Raw genomic sequence first — 16,148 nt, forward strand, 5'->3', positions numbered from 1 at the left:
GTCTGCTGCGGACCGGCCCGATCCCGTGGGGCGGCCGATGGCCGCGCCGGCGCGCGCGGCGCCGACGGAGGAGGCCGTGCCGACCATCACCGACGCCGATGTGACCCGCATGACGAGCGGCCTGCTCTTCGACGAGCTGGACCGTGCGCGCAAGCTCAGCCGCTACTGGGTGCTGCTCACCCTCGCGGCGCTGATCGCGTCGGCGGGCGTCGTCGCCGACTCCACGGCGACCGTGATCGGCGCGATGATCGTCGCCCCGCTGATGACCCCGATCCTCGGGACCGTCCTCAGCGTCGTGATCGGGGACCTGCGCAACCTCGCGATCTCCCTGCTGCTGGTCGTCACCGGGGCGGTCCTCGTCGTCGCGATCGGCTGGGCCGTCGGGACGTTCGTGCCGGTGGACACCGTCGCGGCGACGAGCCCCCAGGTCGCCGGCCGCGTCCAGCCCCGGCTGATCGACCTGGTGGCGGCGCTCGCCACCGGGGTCGTCGGCGCCTTCGCCCTCGTCCGGTCCGACGTGTCGGACACGCTGCCCGGCGTCGCGATCGCCATCTCCCTGGTGCCGCCGCTCGCCGTCGTCGGCCTCACCCTCGAAGGCGGCGCGGGTGACGAGTCGGCAGGCGCCCTGCTGCTCTTCCTCACCAACGTCGGCGCGATCCTCCTCAGCGGCCTCGTGGTCCTGACGATCTACCGGGTCAGCACCGCCCGCTCCGTGCGGGCCCGCCGCCGCCTCGACCACCGTGCCGCCACCGCCGTCGTGGTGGTCGCGGTCCTCGCGCTCGCGCTGCCCCTGTCGGCGACGTCGCAGCGGGTCGCCGCCGACAGCCTGCGCGACGCCGAGGTGACCGACGTCGCGACGACGTGGGCGGAGGCCCGGGGCTGGGAGCTCGTCGGCGTCGAGAACACCCCCGACGGGGTCGAGGTGCGGGCTGCCGGGCCGCTGCCCGTGCCGGATCCGGGGACGCTTCGGACCGCGCTCGACCGGGACGGCCTGGCCGATCTCGACGTGCGGCTGGAGCTCGTGCCCGTCGAGCGGACCGACCTCCCCGGGCGCTGATCCCGCACCCCGGCGGGGGACGGCGGGCGGGGCTGCCCGGGTCCCGGTGCCCTTGCTATGCTGCCCGTCGTTTTGCCGGGACCCGAACCCGGGGCGAGCCGAGCGAGGAGCTTCACCGAGATGACCGTCATCGAGAGCCTTGAGCGCGAGCAGCTGCGCGACGACATCCCGGACTTCAAGGCCGGTGACACGGTCAAGGTCCACTTCCGCGTCATCGAGGGCTCGCGTCAGCGCGTCCAGGTCTTCGAGGGCACGGTCATCAAGCGCCAGGGCTCGACGAACCGCGAGACCTTCACCGTCCGCAAGCAGAGCTTCGGCGTCGGCGTCGAGCGCACGTTCCCCGTCCACTCGCCGAAGATCGAGAAGATCGAGCGGACGATGGAGGGCGACGTGAACCGCGCGAAGCTCTACTACCTGCGCGGCAAGATCGGCAAGAAGGCCCGCATCCGCGAGAAGCAGCGCACCTCGTAGTGGCCTGAGCCGGGAGTTCGTATGCAGTTCCCGAGCGAATCGCACGCGAGGCAAGGACGCAGGTCAGACCCGGTATCGGGAATACGGGTCGGCCGAGGACGCCGCATCGCGTAGCGATGCAGCCGGGAAATGCCATCGAACTCCTGGACCAGGACACCTAGGTCGCGCGTGGCGCCCCGGCGCCGCCCCGGCGCGCATCGCAGGTCGGCGCGCCTCTTCGCACACGACCGCGCCCTCGGCACCGCCCGGGTCGCGGGCGTCGACGAGGCGGGGCGCGGGTGCCTCGCCGGTCCGCTGGTCGTCGCGGCCGTCTGCCTCGACCTCGGGGCGCTGACCCCCGCCGGGCGCCGCGCGCTCGGCGACCTCGACGACTCGAAGCGCCTCGCCCACGACGTGCGCGAGCGCGTCGCCGCCGCGGTCATGCGCCACGCCGAGCAGGTGGTGGTGCTGATGGCCTCGCCCCGCACCATCGACCGCGACGGCCTGCACCGCACCAACCTGCGCCTCATGCGGGAGGCCCTGGCGCGCCTCGCGCCCTGCCCGGGCGTCTGCCTGGTCGACGGCTTCCGCCTCGGGCCGACGGCCGTCGAGCACCGGGCCGTGGTGGGCGGCGACGGCCGCAGCGCGAGCATCGCCGCCGCGTCGGTCATCGCCAAGACCACCCGCGACCGCCTCATGGCGGGTCCCGTGGCCGCCGCGTGGCCGCGGTTCCGCTTCGACGAGCACGTCGGGTACGCCACGCCGGTGCACCACGAGGCGCTGCGCGTGGAGGGGCTCTCGCCGCTGCACCGCCGCTCGTTCAACTCGGCGGCGTACCCCGAGGGCGCGTACGTCATGGCGGGGCCGCCGCCCCCGGCAGGTGGCGCACCCGCGCCCGGAGGCGTCCCGGCCGCACGGTGATCAGGTCCATGCGCACCTCCGCGCCGTCGGGTGGGGGGTGCAGGGCGAGCCAGGCGCGGGCGGCGCGCCGCATCCGGGCGCGTTGCGCCGCGGTCAACGGCTCGTCGAGGGCCGCCGCGTCGGACCGGGTCTTGACCTCGCACAGCACCAGCGCACCGCCGCGGGCGACGACGAGGTCGATCTCGCCACCCGCGGCGCGCCAGCGCCGGGCGAGCACCGTCCAGCCGCGCCGCCGCAGGAACCGCTCCGCCGCCCGCTCGCCCCGCCGCCCCGTTGCGTGCCCGCCGTCCATGGCGCCCACGGTCGTCCACCGGGGGCGCACCGTTCCACCCCCGTCCGTGCCGGGGCTGTCACGTGCGTGTGACGGGTGGCGTCAGCCCCAGCGGAACCCGGTGGGGGACGCCGCCACCGGCAGCGGGGGGCCGGGCAGGCCGTCCGGGGGGTTCGGGTCGTTGTAGCCGCCGGGCGCGATGTCGTTCGGGGCGTCCGGGTGGAAGAGGGAGGCGAGGTACTGCACCTGCCCGCGCCCCGGGCCGAGCTCGGTCTGCCCGCCCGAGTAGGCGGCGATCCCCTCGCGCTCCAGGTGGTCGTAGGCCGCGAACAGCCGCGAGAGCGGGCCGAAGCGCGACGGCTTCATGTTCACGGTGCGGGGGGTCCACTCGAGCGCGAGGATGTCGTCCACGGAGTGCAGGGGCGCGTCCCACGTCACCCGGTCCTCGTGGCCGGCGAGGGTCGCGCGCAGGTCGGGGGTGAGGCGGGGGTCCTCGATCATCGCGTCGGGGAACGCCGCGAGGATGCGGCGGTACGTGGCCGGGTCGCTCGGCACGCCGAACGGGACCGTCTCGTACTGGCCCTTCATGTCGAGGGTCTCGACCACGCCGAGGCCCGCCAGCTCCGCCATCAGCTCGTCGCTCCAGTCGTCGGTCGGGTCGAGCTTGAAGCGCAGCGTCGGGTCGTGGGCGAGCCACGTCGTCACCTTGCGGGAGGTGGGGGGCTCGTCGAGCCGGGTGGAGACCACGAACCGCACGGGGGAGGGCGTGCGGCCGAGGGCCTCGGCCAGCGAGATCCCGGCCTGGCGCAGCGCGAGGTCGAGCGCGGCGCTCTCGTACGCCCAGCGCCGGTAGTCCCCCGACATCGGGTAGACGGGCGGGCCGGCGTGGAAGAGGTCGAGGCCGTCGAGGTGGCGGGACAGGGAGTCGATCGTCCACGTGCCCGCGAGGGGCAGCACCGGCCCGGCGGCCGCCTGCGACTCGTGCTCGCCCGGGTCGTAGCAGACGTCCTCGCCGACGCCCTCCTCGCCGGCGCCGTGCAGCCGGATGACCGTCGTGAGGCGGCGGAAGTCCTCGCCGAGCTCCAGGGCCCGCACCTCGAGGTCGTAGCCCTCCACGCGCAGCGGCAGGTCCCTGATCCGGTCGTACGTGCTCATCGCGGCTCCCCCTGTCGTGATCGGGTGGATGCTCGCACCAACGGGCGGCGGGTGCCCGCCGGATCCCTCGCTCAGCGGCCCCGGCGGGGCACGACGAAGGAGCGCAGCAGCACGACCCGCCCGGGGGGCCCCGTCACGGTGACGCGCACGCGGTACGCCCCCGGCCGCAGGGCCCCGAGCGCGAGGCGCCGCGTGCCGGCCGCGTACGCCCGTGGCCGCACGCCGCGGACCGTCGTGAAGCGGGTGGGCCGCCGGGGCACGGCGGGGAGGCGGCGCTGCACGACGGCGACGACCCGGGCGCGCTGCGGCAGCCGGACGGCGACCGTCCAGCCCCGTCCCGCGCGCGCCACGCCCCGGAGCGCGGGACGCGCCGCGACCACGAGGGCGGCGGGAGCCGCGGCGGGGGGCGCCGGCGCGGCGGGAGGGGCGGGCGGGGGCGTGCGCGAGACGGCGTCCGCGCCGAGCGTCACCCCGCCCATGCCGAGCACGACGAGCCGGTGGTGCAGCGGCGTCCCGGCGGGGAGGCGGGAGACGTCCTCGGTGACGGTGCGCGCCGCCCCGGGCGGCAGCGGGCGCGTCGGGGTGCTCGCCCCGTACTCCGCCGTCGGCCCGTGGTCGAACCGGTACGCCAGACGCTCCGACGACGCCGGCACCGTCCCCGACAGCCGCGCCCCGCCGCCCCCGAGGTCCACGGCGGGGCCCGTCGTGCCGCCCGGCCCGGGCCCCGGCGCGGGGATGGCGGCGAGCGCGCCGGGGGCGTCGAGGCGTGCCCCCGTCGCGACCTTCCCTGTCAGGCCGGGCCGCGGCTCCGCCCCCTCGAGCAGGGCACGCCGCACGTCGCGGGTGGAGGCCGCGGGGGACCGGGCGAGCACGAGGGCCGCGACGCCCGCGGTGTGGGGGACGGCGAAGGAGGTGCCGGACTGCGGGGTGGCCCCGGCCCCCGGCGGGGGCGGGCCGATGATGGCCACGCCGGGGGCCGCCAGGTCCACGCGGGTGGCGCCGTAGTTCGAGAAGGACGCCAGCGCGTCGGACGGGTCGGTGGCGGCGACGCAGACGACGTTCTCGAGGGCGAGCGAGCAGGGGAAGACGCGTCCCGCCAGCTCGTTGCTGTCGCCGACCGCGTCGTCGCCCCCGTTCCCGGCCGCCGCGACCACGAGCATCTGCGGCGCGGTGGCGATGGCCTCGGCGATCGCGGGGGACGCGGTGCCGCCGAAGCTGGCGGTGAGGACGCGCGCCCCCATCGAGGCGGCGTAGGTGATCCCGGCCGCGAGGTCGGCCGTGGTGCCGAACCCGGTGGCGTCGAGGCCGCGCACGGGGATGATCCGCGACGTCCACGTGACGCCGGCGATTCCGGTGCCGTCCCCGCCCCGGGCGCCCATGACGCCGGCGACGGTCGTGCCGTGGCGCGTCGGCCCCTCGTCGGCCGGGTCGGCGTCGCCGGCCACGAGGTCCCATCCCCGCCAGTCGTCGACGAACCCGTTGCCGTCGTCGTCGATCCCGTTGCCCTCCCGCCCGTCGCCCGCCTCGCCCGGGTTGACGACGCCGATGTTGGGGGCGAGGTCGGGGTTGGCCGCGTCGACCCCGCCGTCGAGCACGGCGACCCGGACCCGGTCGCTCCCGGTCGTCACGTCCCATGCCGCGGGGGCGCCGATGTCGGCGCCGGGCGCGCCGGACGACCCGAGCACCGGCTGCCCCGTGTTGAGGAGCCCCCACTGGGAGCCGAAGAAGGGGTCCGAGGGGACGACCATGGCGCGGTGGAACCGGTTCGCCTCCGCCCAGCGGACGGCGGGGTCGTCGCGCAGGCGCGCGAGCGCGCGGGGGACGGAGCCCGCGAACCCGACGCGGGCGCGCCGCGCGCCGCGGGCGGTGACGGGCGCGTCGAGGATGACGCCGGTGCGGCGCTCGAGCGCCGCCCGCGCGGCGCCCGTCGCCGTGTCGGCGAGCCCGACGACGACCTCCCCGGGCACGACGTCGCCCGGCTGCGGGGGCGCGGCGACGGCCGGCGCCGCGGCGGCGAGCAGGGCGCCGAGGACGGCGAGGGATGCGCGGATGGTTGCGGTCATGGCGGCGGGGGCGACGGGCCCGGGGGGAACCTCGTCGCCGGGAGGCGTCCCGTCAACCGGCGCCGGTGGCCTCCGGGTAGCTGATGATCTCGGTCGCGAGCGAGCCCGGCCCCTGCAGGTAGATGCTGCGCGTCGCGTCCCGGTGGGTCGCGATGGTCGCGCCGTTCTCCTGCGCGAGGCGCTCGAGCTCGTCGTCGCTCACGCGGAACGCGAGGTGGGCGGGGTGCTGGTCGGCGAGGACGAAGGCGAGCTTCGCCCCGCCGGACTCGACGAGCGCCCACGTGGGGTCCTCGTGGAGGACCCGGCTGCCGGGGACCGTGCGCACCTGCCAGGCGACGGCCTCGGCGATGTCGGGGACCTGCTGCGCGACGTGGTCGAACTCCACGGTGCTCCTCCTGTGGCGGGGACCCCCAGGGTAGGACACGGGACGTCACGCGCGACAGCACCCGTCCGGCACGCCCCCGTCACGGACCGGTGCGGAGTCGTGCGCGCCGCCGGTGCCAGGGTCCGGGACGTGGTCGCCCGACTCGTCAGCCCCGCGGTCCTCGGCATCGAGACCTCCACCGTCCAGGTCGAGGTCGACCTGCGCGCGGGGCTCCCGTCGTTCGCCATCGTCGGGCTCGCCGACGTGGCGGTGCAGGAGGCGCGCGAGCGCGTCCGGTCCGGGCTCGCCAACCAGGCGTTCACCGTCCCCCCGCGGCGGATCGTGGCGAACCTCGCCCCCGCCGACCTGCGCAAGGCCGGCCCCCAGTACGACCTCCCGATCGCCCTCGCGATCCTCGTCGCGTCGGGGCAGGTGCCCCCCTCGGCCCTCGCCGGGGTCGGGGCGGTGGGGGAGCTGGCCCTCGACGGCACGCTGCGCCCCGTCCCCGGTGCGCTCGCCATGGCCGAGCACGCCGCGCGCCGCGGCTGGCGGCGGCTCGTCGTGCCGGCGGCCAACGCCGGCGAGGCGGGGCTGGTGCCCGGCGTCGAGGTGCTCGGGGCGGCGTCGCTGCGCGCGGCGGCCGACCAGCTCGAGGGCCGCGTCGCGCCGTCCGTGCCCCGCGTCGACGCCGCGGCCCTGCTCGCGGCGGCCGGCGCGTCCCCGGGCCCGGACATGGCGGAGGTGCGCGGGCAGGCCACCGCGCGCCGTGCCCTGGAGGTGGCGGCCGCGGGCGGCCACTCCCTGCTGATGACCGGCCCGCCCGGCGCCGGCAAGACGATGCTGGCGCGCCGGATGCCCGGCATCATGCCGCCGCTGACCCTCGACGAGGCGATCGCGGTGACCCGCATCCACTCGGTCGCCGGCCTCATCGACCCGGCGTCGCCCCTCGTCGTCCGGCGGCCGTTCCGGGCCCCGCACCACACGGTCTCCGCCCCGGGCCTGGTCGGCGGGGGACGGGTGCCGCGGCCGGGCGAGGTCAGCCTCGCCCACCACGGGGTCCTGTTCCTCGACGAGGTCTGCGCGTTCGCCCCGTCGGCGCTCGACGCCCTGCGGCAGCCTCTCGAGGAGGGGGCGATCGACGTCACCCGGTCGATGACGAGCGCCCGCTTCCCGGCGCGGCCGCTGCTGGTCTGCGCCGGCAACCCGTGCCCGTGCGGCTTCGACGGCGACCCCGTGCGGCGGTGCGTCTGCCCGCCGGGGCGGGCCGAGGCGTACCGCGCGCGCCTGTCCGGGCCGGTCGCCGACCGCATCGACCTGCACGTCGACGTCCCCCGCCTGCCGCGCGACGAGCTGATGGGGCGCGGCGCCGCGGAGGACAGCGCGACGGTGCGGAACCGGGTGGCGGAGGCGCGCGACCGGGCCGCCGCGCGCGGCCAGGCGCGCCCGAACGCGGAGCTCGGGCCCGCGGCCGCGCGGGAGGCCGCCGCCCTCGACCGGCCCGCGACGCTCCTGCTGGGCCGGGCGGTCGACCGGCTCGGGATGTCGGCGCGGGCGCACGACCGGGTGCTCCGGGTGGCGCGCAGCGTCGCCGACCTCGAGGGCTCCGACGCGGTGCGGGCCGAGCACGTCGCCGAGGCGATCGGCTACCGCGCCACCACGGGGGCCGGGAGCGCCGCCGCGTGAGCGGCCCCGCCGACTGGACGCTCGGCCTCGCGCGCCTCGCGCAGGCGCTCGGCCGGGACCTCCAGCGCGCGGCGCGCGCGGCGGGCGGACCGGAGCGGCTGTGGCGGGCCGACCGGGCGGCCCTCGGGCGCGCGTTGCGGTGCGAGGGCGCCGAGCTCGCGGCGGCCCACGCCGCCCGGGGGCGGATCGATCCGGCCGCCGACCGCCGTCTGCTCGCCGCGGCGGGGATCGGCCACGCCGGGATGGGGGAGGCCGGCTACCCGGCGGGGCTGCGGGCCCTCACCGACCCGCCGTTCGGCCTCTTCTGGCGGGGGGACCCCGCCGTCCTCGCCGCGCTGGACGAGCACCCCGTCGTCGCGGTCGTCGGCAGCCGCCGTGCGACGGCACCGGGGCGGGCGTTCGCCCGTGGCCTGTCGGCCGACCTCGCCGGGCGCGGCGCCGTGGTGGTCAGCGGCCTCGCGCACGGCATCGACGCCGCCGCCCACGAGGGGGCCCTCGACGGCGGGGGCCCCACGGTCGCGGTGCTCGGGTGCGGCGTCGACGTGCCCTACCCGCGTCGCAACCGGCCCCTGGCCGAGCGCATCCGCGGCGACGGCCTGCTGATCTCCGAGTTCTGGCCGGGAACGCCCCCGGCGCCGTGGCGGTTCCCGGCGCGGAACCGGATCGTCGCCGGCATGGCGGGCGCCGTCGCCGTCGTGGAGGCGGGTCGCCGGTCGGGGGCGCTGATCACCGCCGACTTCGGCCTGGAGCTCGGCCGCCCGGTGCTCGCCGTGCCCGGGTGGCCGGGAGCGCTCGCCTCCGAGGGCGCGAACGGCCTGCTGCGCGCGGGGGCCGCCCTGCTGGAGGACGCCGACGACGTCGTCGCCGAGATGCCCCACGCGGCGTGGGGGGAGCACGGCGCCGGAACGTCCGGGGGACCCGATCCCGAGGGGCTGGAGGGGCGCATCCACGCGCTGCTGGCGCGGGAGCCGCGAGCCGCCGACGGCCTGGCGGAGGCGCTCGGCGAGGACGCCGCCGCCGTGGCGGGAGCCCTCGCGCTGCTGGAGGTCGAGGGGCTCGCCATCCGGGGCGAGGGGCAGCGGTGGTGGGCGGCGCCGCTCCGCGGGACCATCGAGTCGCGACACCGCCGGGATCGCCGCACGTCCGTCGGGGACGGCTGACGGCGGAGGGCTGCGGGCCCGCCGGGGCCTCTCGGCCGTTCAGAGGCTGCCCTGGAGCTCGTAGACCCGGTAGCGGCCGGGTCCGAGTCGCAGGTAGACGAGCGTGGCGCATCCGGAGGCGGACGGCTCACGTCGCCGCACCTCCCGCTCGGTGGTCGCCGCCACGAGGTCGTGCCGGGGGCCGAGCGGGGGGACCCGCATGACGACCACCGGATCCGCGCCGAGCGTGCGCGCCACCTCCGCGTGGGAGACGGCCGGACCCGGGCCGCGGTCGTAGTCCCGGCCGCACCAGTGTATGCGCGGGGGCACCCCCTGACCCGGCCACAAGTGGTAGGTCGCCCGGTACCAGACCGCCCCGCTCGCCCCGGCGAGCACCACCAGGAGGAGCGTGGCACCGGTCAGGAGACGCCACCGCGACGCGATACGTCGGAGGGCGGTGCCGGACGCGGTCATCCTCCCGAGTCTGGCAGCGGAGGGGGACCGCGCCGCCGCGGACCCCGGGTCAGCGGGTGGTGGCCCTCCGGCGGTGGCCGCCGCTCGGGAGGTCGGCCTCGTCGTAGCGGTCGAGGACGCCCTCGGCCAGCTCGGCGACGGTGCGCCGCAGCGCGACCGGCTCGAAGAGCACCGCGTCACCCTGGTACTTGAGCAGCTCCTTCACGAGCCACTCCTCGCTCGCGTACGGGATCTCGACGAGGGCGGAGCCGTCGGCGAAGCGCTCGCGGGAGCTGTGCTTCTCCAGCATCCAGCGGGCGAGCGACGGCGCGCACCACACCGAGGCGCTCTGCGCCACCGTCTCACCGGGCTGGGGGTGGTGACCCCACGGCATGTACGGACCGGCGGTCGCGATCTCGGGACGGCGCGGGAAGCGCTCCTCCAGCAGCACCGCGCTGCGCAGCCGGTCGAGGCGGAACGTCCGCTGCGCCTCGGCGCGGCGGCAGTACGCCACGACGTACCAGGCGTCCTGGGCGTTCACGAGCAGGTGCGGCTCGATCACGCGCTTCGTGATCGCGCCCCGCGACTCCGTCCAGTAGTCGATCTCCAGCAGGCGGTCCTCACGGATCGCCTGGCTCACGGCCGTCGCCAGCCCCGTGTTCTGCGACTGCGCCCGCCCCAGCTCGACGGTCGGGAGGCTGTCCTCGCCGATCGCGGCCTCCACCTTCGCCCGCACGGAGCTCAACGAGCTGCCCGCCTCGGTCGGCAGGCGGTCGCCGATGAAGTCGAGCGTCCACAGCAGCGCCTTCGCCTCCAGCGGCGACAGGCGGGCCGGCCGTGCGAAGCGGTCCCCGTACGTCTCCTTCTGCACCACCACGGTGTCGCCGTCGATCTGGGCGAACAGGGCGTAGCAGCCGCCACCGAAGTTGATGAGGTTCAGCAGGCCGATGTCGTCCTCGAGCGTGCGCTTGTCGAGGTTCAGCGCGGCCCGGAGGTCGGCGATCGGGATCTGCGCCTCCGCCGAGTCGCCGCAGGCGGCGAGCAGGCGCGTCATGAGGGCGAGCAGGCGGGCGAACCGCTCCGCCGGCACCACGCGCTCCGGCGGCTGCTGGGCCGCGGGGACCTCCGCGCCGGTTGCGGCGGACGGCTCGGGCGCCGCGGCGACCCGCAGCGGGGGCGAGGGGGCGGGCCGGGGGCCGTCCACCTGGTGGCGCTCCGCGACCAGGGTCAGGGCGGCGGTGACGTCCTCCCGGAGCTCCGTCGGCTCGATCACGCGCGCCTCGGTGCCGAGGCCGAGGATCCAGGCCACCAGCTCCCGCCGGTTCGCGTAGTCGGTCGTGTACACGCCGGCCCCGTCGGCGCCGATGGCCGTCGCCCCGTACGCGCCGAACATCTGCTCCACCCACCACGCGATGGTGGGGGTGAGGGCGATCGTCGCCGTCTGGTGGGGGCCCTCGAGCTGCCACGGGGCGCGGTCGCGGTACCGCGACAGGTCGAAGTCCTGCGGCGCCCGGAAGTCGTGCTCGGCGCGGGTCTTGAACGTGATCCGCCCCTCGACCCGCGACAGGCGGAAGATGCGGGTGTCGCTGCGCTCGTGGGAGTAGCCGACCATGTACCAGTTGCCCGCCGAGTAGAGCAGGCTGTACGGGTCGACCTCGCGCTCGGAGCGCTCGTCCCGGCCGATCGAGTAGTAGGTGAAGCGGATCGTCTTGCGGCGGCTGATCGCCGACTCGATCTTGCTCAGGTGGTTCGCGATCTCCGCCGAGTAGTCGCCGCCCAGCAGGTTGACCGACACCGTCCGCGCGGCGTGGTCGTCGAGCGGGCTCGGGCGCCCCAGCGTGAGGTGCTGCAACGCGAGGCGCAACGGCTCCGCGTAGGCGAACTGCCCCTCCAGCAGGTACAGGCACGTCTGCAGGGCCGACAGCTCGGCCTCGTCGAAGTCGAGCTCCGGCAGGTAGTAGTTCTCGGGGGGCAGCGCGTAGAGGTCGCCCTGGAAGGGGTCGTCGCCGGGGCGCTCCACCGCCAGGCGCAGCCCCATCGCCTCGATCTCCGCCCGGTCGGCGTAGAACCGGCGCAGGAACGCCTGCTCGGTCATGCCGCCGTATCCCTCCACCGCCTCGTGGATCTCGTCGGCCGTCACCGGCCGCTGCTGAGACATCAGGAAGGCGACCAGGGAGAGCTGGCGGACCAGCTTGTCGTCGTCTCTCATCGCCATGATCGCGTGCTCACAACCCGTCTGTCGGGGCGTCCGATGATAGCCCAGGCGCCCCCGCCGGGCCGTGCGGCCGGGCCCGCCGATCCCGCTCCGAGCGGGGACCGCGCGCGGACGCTCACGGCGGCGTCCCCGTCGCGGGGGCGGCGGCGCGGGAGGCCATCAGATCGCGGTGCGCGGCGCCCGACAGCACCAGCTCGAGGGGCACGAGCACGGCCACCGGCACGAGGGCCCACGCCATCCCGGGGGCGATGAGGGCGGCGGTGCCGAGACCCCCCGCCATGCCCAGCAGGATCACCCCCAGCTCGCTGCGGGTGACCGACGCCGGGTCGTCGGGGACGACGACCACGTGCAGCGCCAGGCACGCCGCGAACGCGGCCGCCGCGACGACGAAGGCGCCGTCGACGAGCGCCGTCAGCACCACCGCCCCCGCGAGGGCGATCGCCGCCCACGCGACGGCGTACCGCCGTCCCGCGCCGCCCAGCAGGACGATGGTGGTCGTCTTCGGCGGCAGCGCCCGGCTGTCGGGGACCCGGTCCAGGTAGTGGTGCATCATCAGCATCGCCACGCACGAGGCGCCGTAGGCGATCCCCGCGAGGGCGGCGCCCCCCGACAGGCCGCCGGTCTGCAGGACGTAGGCGCCGCTGGTGCAGCCCCACACGCAGGTGAACGCGATCGCCTCCCCGCCGAACGGGCGGTACGCCGCCCGGATCGGCGGGAGCGTGTAGAGCACCGCCCCCGCGAGGCCGGCGGCGCCGTACACGACGAGGATCCACCCCCACCGCGCCGCGGCGACCGTCCCGAGCACGGCGGCCGCGAGCGCCGCCGCGACCGCGACGCCCGCCAGCGCCCGCGGCCCGAGCAGGCCGGAGGCGATCACCTTGCTGCCCCCGCTGATGACCCGCGGCGAGGGGTCGCGGTCGGTGCCGGAGCGCCAGTCCGAGATCTCGTTGACGCTGTGCGCGACGAGCCCCTGCAGGAGGACGCCGATCGCCACGGCCACGAGGTAGCCGGTCACGGACCCCTCCCCCTCGTCGCGCCATGCGAGGGCCGTCCCGAGCGTGATGGCGGTGAAGGACCACTGCAGGACCGGGATCACCCGGATCTCCAGCCAGAGGCCCAGCACCGCACGGCGGACGCCGCCCATGGGGCACTGTACCGTCGCCGCCGCACCCGCTGGTACCCTGCGGGCATGCCCGTCTTCCAGCACGTCCACGACATCCCCGACGAGGACGAGCTCGCGCAGCTCGTCGGCGCGGCCACCCCGCACTTCGCCTTCCAGATCCGCGACCGGGTGGCCCAGTACGCGGCCGCGCTGCCGCCGGACCACCGGCGCCAGGCCGAGCTCGCGCGTCACCTCGAGCGGCTCGACGTGCTCGGCTACGGCGGCGAGAACGGCGGCGTGACGGTGCCCGACCTGCCACCCCGCCCGCCGGTGGCGCCCCGCACCACGGCTTAGGTCGCGAGCGCCTCGCGGGTGACGGCGCACAACGTGCGCAGCACCCGGGCGGTCGCCCCCCACACGTCCTCGCCGGCGAGCGGGTAGCGCAGCTCCCGCACCGAGGGGGACGGCGGCAGCACGGCGTCGGCCGCGAGCAGGTCCGCGACGCGCCCGTGGATGATCCGGGCCACCTCGGCGTCGCTCGGCACCGCAACCATCGGCCGGTCGAGGACCGCGACGAAGGGGTGGATGATGAACCCCGAGACCATCGTGTGGACGTCGTCGAGCTCGCCGATCACCCGCAGGCCCTCGCGCCCGATCCCCACCTCCTCCTCCGTCTCGCGCAGGGCGGCGTCGCGCTCCGAGGCGTCGTGCACCTCCACCACCCCGCCGGGCAGTGAGATCTGCCCGGGGTGCGACGGCAGGTCGTCGCTGCGCTTCGTGAGCAGCAGGTGCGGTTCCTCGTGGCGCTCGTAGAGCAGGACCAGGACGGCGGCGCGCCGCCCCGGACCGGGCTGGGGCGTCGGGCGCCGGTCGCGCAGGGTCGCCTCGAGCGCCGTCGAGAGGTCGGCGAGGGGCGGGACCCCGGGGGCGGCGTGAGGGCGTCCGGGGCGGGCGGGCATCCGGCCGAGTGTACGACCGTGCCGCGCGGCCATGGTCCCCACCCGTCGGCCGCAGGGGCGGCCGCGGTCGCGTGACCCGGCGCGCGGGCATGGTCGTAGTGGGGCGCCCGGCGCGACCAGCGGGTCGTCTGCAACAGTCCGGGCGTGACCGGAGCCACCGCCGACGCCGCCGTGCAGGACCTCGTCGAGGCCCTCGGGCGCGCGCGCGACGCCGCCGCGGCGATCGCGGGCGCCGCCCCGCTCGGGGTGCGCGCCGTCGAGCCGGCCCCGGGGCGGCGCAGCTACCTCGTCGCGTTCGACGGCCCGGCGTTCCTGTGCCTGCGGGCGGACCTCCGGCCCGAGGACACCCTGCGCGCCGCGCGGGAGGCCGCGTCGGCGAGCCTGCTGTGGGAGCAGGTCGAGACCCTCGTCGACGCCGAGGCCCTACGGGGGCTCGTGGCGGCGGTGGGTCGCCTGCTGGCCCTCGGGGAGGACCCCCACGGCATCCTGTCGGTCCTGGAGACGGTCGCCGCCCGGGCGCTCGAGCTGGCGGCGTGGCGCGACGCGCCGGTCCGGGCGGTGGCGTCCCTGCCCGACCTCGACGCCGCCGTGGCGCTGCACGGCCGCCTGTCCGGGGCGTATGCGCGTTTCATGCGCGTCTCCGAGCCTCTGGTGTCCGACCAGGAGTCGTTGTCGGCCGAGCTGCTCGACGGGCTGCGCTCCCTCGAGCAGTCAGCGGGCTGGGCGGGGGCGGCCGAGCGGCTCGCCGACCGGGTCGCCGCCGCCCTGCCGGTGTGCGAGGAGCTCGCCGACGAGGTCGTCGCCGCGCACGTCACGCGGCTGCGCCCGTGAGCCTCCACGGCACCGAGGTCGCGTTCCGCCTCGGCCCCGGCACGCTGGAGGAGGCCCGGGAGATCGGCGCGCGCCTCGCCGCCGCGGCGGCCGGCTGCCGCCGCCACGTGCTGTTCGTCGACGCGGACGCCGGGGAGTACGGCTGCCTCGCGGAGTGGGACGACCCCGCCGACGCCGCCGGCTTCGCCGACCGCCCGGAGGCGCGGGCGGTGCTCGCCGCGCTCGCCGAGCGGCTGGGCAGGGAGCCCCGCGTGCGCCTCTACGCCATGGAGGAGGGGCCGCCGGGACCCCCGTAGGCCCGGTCTATACTCGCCCGGTGGAGCCGCGGACCTTGGTGGTCATGGAGGGGGACCAGACCGGCCAGGAGCTGCTGGAGGAGGCGCTCCGCGTCCTCGCGCCCGACGTGATCGGGCTGCCGCTCACGTTCGAGCGGTACGACCTCTCCCTCGAGAACCGCCGTCGCACGCGCAACCAGGTGGTGTTCGACGCCGCCGAGGCCAACGTGCGCCACGGCTTCGGCCTCAAGGCCGCGACGATCACCCCCGAGGGCGCCGGCGACGTCGGCAGCCCCAACGCGCTGCTGCGCGAGGCGATCGGCGGCAAGGTCATCATCCGGACGGGGCGGCGCCTGTCGGGCGTGCGACCCCTCGGCGGCATCCACGCCCCGATCTCGGTCGTCCGGATGGCGGTCGACGACGCCTACAACGCCCGCGAGTACCGCGAGGGGGAGGGCGACGACGAGCTCGCCTGGCGCGTCGAGCGCATCTCCCGCCGCACGTGCCGCGCCGTCGCCGAGTTCGCCTTCCAGCAGGCGCGCCGGATGCACGCCACCGTCTTCGGCGGGCCCAAGTGGACCGTCTCACCCGTCTACGAGGGGATGCTGAAGGAGGAGCTCGACGCCGCCGCCGCGCGCCACCCCGACGTGCGGTACCGGCCGATCCTGATCGACGCCCTCTACGCGGCCCTCGTCAGCCACTCCGGCGACGCCCTCGTCGTCCCCGCCCTGAACCGCGACGGCGACTGCCTCTCGGACATGATCCTCCAGCTCTTCGGGTCGATCGCCGGCGCCGAGTCCCAGCTGCTCGCGTTCGGCGAGGACTTCCGCGCCAGCGCCGTCATGGCGGAGGCCCCCCACGGCACCGCGCCGACCCTGCAGGGCAAGAACGTCGCGAACCCGCTGGCGATGATCCTGGCGGGCGCGTCGGTGCTGCCGTACATGGGCGACGAGCAGTTCCCCGTCGCGTCGCGGGCGATCTACGAGGGCGCCCTCGAGGCGATCGCCGAGGGGGTCCGCACCGCCGACCTCGGGGGCGAGAGCGCGATGGACGAGTTCACCGACGAGGTCATCAAGCGGGTGCGCACCAAGCTCGACGTGTGGTCGGCCCTGGGAGAGAGCGCCCTCCGCTACTGAGCCGGTCGGCTCGTCCCGTTGGGGCGATGCCCGTGGGACGGCCCGCTCGTACCGTCGCTCCGACGACGCCGAGC

Annotated in this window: 17 protein-coding genes; 9 read left to right on the forward strand and 8 right to left on the reverse strand. The window is 76.7% G+C overall.

The window, feature by feature from the left end:
- Positions 1-76: 76 nt before the first annotated feature.
- The 3 genes from IU369_RS07595 to IU369_RS07605 all read left to right on the forward strand — a co-directional run bounded on the left by IU369_RS07595 (position 77) and on the right by IU369_RS07605 (position 2,428).
- Entirely contained in the window at positions 77-1,057 is a 981-nt protein-coding gene (locus tag IU369_RS07595) for a DUF389 domain-containing protein (RefSeq protein ID WP_217923969.1), read from the forward strand.
- A 120-nt stretch (positions 1,058-1,177) separates the two neighbouring features.
- A complete protein-coding gene (gene rplS / locus IU369_RS07600) occupies positions 1,178-1,528 on the forward strand; it encodes a 50S ribosomal protein L19 (RefSeq protein WP_217923970.1) in 351 nt (116 codons plus the stop codon).
- Positions 1,529-1,696: 168 nt separating this feature from the next.
- Complete coding sequence (locus IU369_RS07605) at positions 1,697-2,428, forward strand: ribonuclease HII (protein WP_217923971.1); 732 nt, start codon at positions 1,697-1,699, stop codon at positions 2,426-2,428.
- Here the strand turns inward: IU369_RS07605 and IU369_RS07610 are convergent.
- From IU369_RS07610 to IU369_RS07625, 4 genes are all read right to left on the reverse strand, one after another.
- Positions 2,361-2,720, reverse strand: coding sequence for a YraN family protein (locus tag IU369_RS07610; protein ID WP_217923972.1), 360 nt, complete (start codon positions 2,718-2,720; stop codon positions 2,361-2,363). The two genes, IU369_RS07605 and IU369_RS07610, sit on opposite strands and share 68 nt — an antisense overlap.
- A gap of 81 nt (positions 2,721-2,801) precedes the next feature.
- A complete protein-coding gene (locus IU369_RS07615; protein WP_217923973.1) occupies positions 2,802-3,854 on the reverse strand; it encodes a hypothetical protein in 1,053 nt (350 codons plus the stop codon).
- Between the two features lie 71 nt (positions 3,855-3,925).
- Complete coding sequence (locus IU369_RS07620) at positions 3,926-5,917, reverse strand: S8 family peptidase (RefSeq protein ID WP_217923974.1); 1,992 nt, start codon at positions 5,915-5,917, stop codon at positions 3,926-3,928.
- A gap of 52 nt (positions 5,918-5,969) precedes the next feature.
- Positions 5,970-6,302 carry a VOC family protein gene (locus tag IU369_RS07625; protein WP_217923975.1) on the reverse strand — a complete coding sequence of 111 codons (333 nt, stop codon included), beginning with the start codon at positions 6,300-6,302 and terminating at the stop codon, positions 5,970-5,972.
- Between the two features lie 129 nt (positions 6,303-6,431).
- On the opposite strand from IU369_RS07625, the gene IU369_RS07630 reads away from it, so the two are divergent.
- Both IU369_RS07630 and dprA read left to right on the forward strand, forming a co-directional pair.
- The gene (locus tag IU369_RS07630) at positions 6,432-7,964 is read left to right on the forward strand and encodes a YifB family Mg chelatase-like AAA ATPase (protein ID WP_217923976.1); all 1,533 of its coding nucleotides are present in this window, start codon (positions 6,432-6,434) and stop codon (positions 7,962-7,964) included.
- On the forward strand, positions 7,961-9,124 hold the full coding sequence (gene dprA, locus IU369_RS07635; protein WP_217923977.1) for a DNA-processing protein DprA: 1,164 nt from the start codon (positions 7,961-7,963) through the stop codon (positions 9,122-9,124). The genes IU369_RS07630 and dprA overlap by 4 nt, the downstream gene beginning before the upstream one ends.
- Before the next feature lie 39 nt (positions 9,125-9,163).
- Here dprA and IU369_RS07640 read toward each other — a convergent pair whose 3' ends face one another.
- From IU369_RS07640 to IU369_RS07650, 3 genes are all read right to left on the reverse strand, one after another.
- Positions 9,164-9,577, reverse strand: a complete 414-nt coding sequence (locus tag IU369_RS07640) for a hypothetical protein (protein ID WP_217923978.1) — start codon at positions 9,575-9,577, stop codon at positions 9,164-9,166.
- A gap of 49 nt (positions 9,578-9,626) precedes the next feature.
- Positions 9,627-11,771 (reverse strand): helix-turn-helix transcriptional regulator, encoded by a 2,145-nt coding sequence (locus IU369_RS07645; RefSeq protein ID WP_217923979.1) that lies wholly within the window; start codon positions 11,769-11,771, stop codon positions 9,627-9,629.
- Between the two features lie 115 nt (positions 11,772-11,886).
- Positions 11,887-12,915, reverse strand: a complete 1,029-nt coding sequence (locus tag IU369_RS07650; RefSeq protein ID WP_217923980.1) for a prenyltransferase — start codon at positions 12,913-12,915, stop codon at positions 11,887-11,889.
- A 45-nt stretch (positions 12,916-12,960) separates the two neighbouring features.
- On the opposite strand from IU369_RS07650, the gene IU369_RS07655 reads away from it, so the two are divergent.
- Positions 12,961-13,227, forward strand: a complete 267-nt coding sequence (locus IU369_RS07655) for a hypothetical protein (RefSeq protein ID WP_217923981.1) — start codon at positions 12,961-12,963, stop codon at positions 13,225-13,227.
- On the opposite strand, the gene IU369_RS07660 is transcribed toward IU369_RS07655, so the two are convergent.
- Entirely contained in the window at positions 13,224-13,832 is a 609-nt protein-coding gene (locus IU369_RS07660) for an NUDIX hydrolase (RefSeq protein ID WP_217923982.1), read from the reverse strand. The genes IU369_RS07655 and IU369_RS07660 overlap by 4 nt on opposite strands.
- Positions 13,833-13,976: 144 nt before the next feature.
- Here IU369_RS07660 and IU369_RS07665 point away from each other — a divergent pair, with 144 nt between their 5' ends.
- The 3 genes from IU369_RS07665 to IU369_RS07675 are packed head-to-tail and all read left to right on the forward strand — an operon-like array spanning position 13,977 to position 16,074.
- Complete coding sequence (locus IU369_RS07665; RefSeq protein WP_217923983.1) at positions 13,977-14,663, forward strand: hypothetical protein; 687 nt, start codon at positions 13,977-13,979, stop codon at positions 14,661-14,663.
- Positions 14,660-14,959 carry a hypothetical protein gene (locus IU369_RS07670; protein ID WP_217923984.1) on the forward strand — a complete coding sequence of 100 codons (300 nt, stop codon included), beginning with the start codon at positions 14,660-14,662 and terminating at the stop codon, positions 14,957-14,959. Before IU369_RS07665 ends, IU369_RS07670 begins: the two co-directional genes overlap by 4 nt.
- Positions 14,960-15,003: 44 nt before the next feature.
- Positions 15,004-16,074 carry an isocitrate/isopropylmalate family dehydrogenase gene (locus IU369_RS07675; protein ID WP_425516815.1) on the forward strand — a complete coding sequence of 357 codons (1,071 nt, stop codon included), beginning with the start codon at positions 15,004-15,006 and terminating at the stop codon, positions 16,072-16,074.
- Positions 16,075-16,148: the final 74 nt, after the last annotated feature.

It is taken from the genome of Miltoncostaea oceani (assembly GCF_018141545.1).
In the GTDB taxonomy this organism is placed as follows: Bacteria; Actinomycetota; Thermoleophilia; order Miltoncostaeales; family Miltoncostaeaceae; genus Miltoncostaea; species Miltoncostaea oceani.

Bases quoted from the DNA above. Each gene is read 5' to 3' on its own strand.
- IU369_RS07660 (WP_217923982.1), bottom strand. From the start codon at position 13,832: ATGCCCGCCCGCCCCGGACGCCCTCACGCCGCCCCCGGGGTCCCGCCC.
- IU369_RS07620 (WP_217923974.1), bottom strand. From the start codon at position 5,917: ATGACCGCAACCATCCGCGCATCCCTCGCCGTCCTCGGCGCCCTGCTC.
- IU369_RS07610 (WP_217923972.1), bottom strand. From the start codon at position 2,720: ATGGACGGCGGGCACGCAACGGGGCGGCGGGGCGAGCGGGCGGCGGAG.
- IU369_RS07640 (WP_217923978.1), bottom strand. From the start codon at position 9,577: ATGACCGCGTCCGGCACCGCCCTCCGACGTATCGCGTCGCGGTGGCGT.
- rplS (WP_217923970.1), top strand. From the start codon at position 1,178: ATGACCGTCATCGAGAGCCTTGAGCGCGAGCAGCTGCGCGACGACATC.
- IU369_RS07645 (WP_217923979.1), bottom strand. From the start codon at position 11,771: ATGGCGATGAGAGACGACGACAAGCTGGTCCGCCAGCTCTCCCTGGTC.
- IU369_RS07675 (WP_425516815.1), top strand. From the start codon at position 15,004: ATGGAGGGGGACCAGACCGGCCAGGAGCTGCTGGAGGAGGCGCTCCGC.
- IU369_RS07650 (WP_217923980.1), bottom strand. From the start codon at position 12,915: ATGGGCGGCGTCCGCCGTGCGGTGCTGGGCCTCTGGCTGGAGATCCGG.
- IU369_RS07615 (WP_217923973.1), bottom strand. From the start codon at position 3,854: ATGAGCACGTACGACCGGATCAGGGACCTGCCGCTGCGCGTGGAGGGC.
- IU369_RS07655 (WP_217923981.1), top strand. From the start codon at position 12,961: ATGCCCGTCTTCCAGCACGTCCACGACATCCCCGACGAGGACGAGCTC.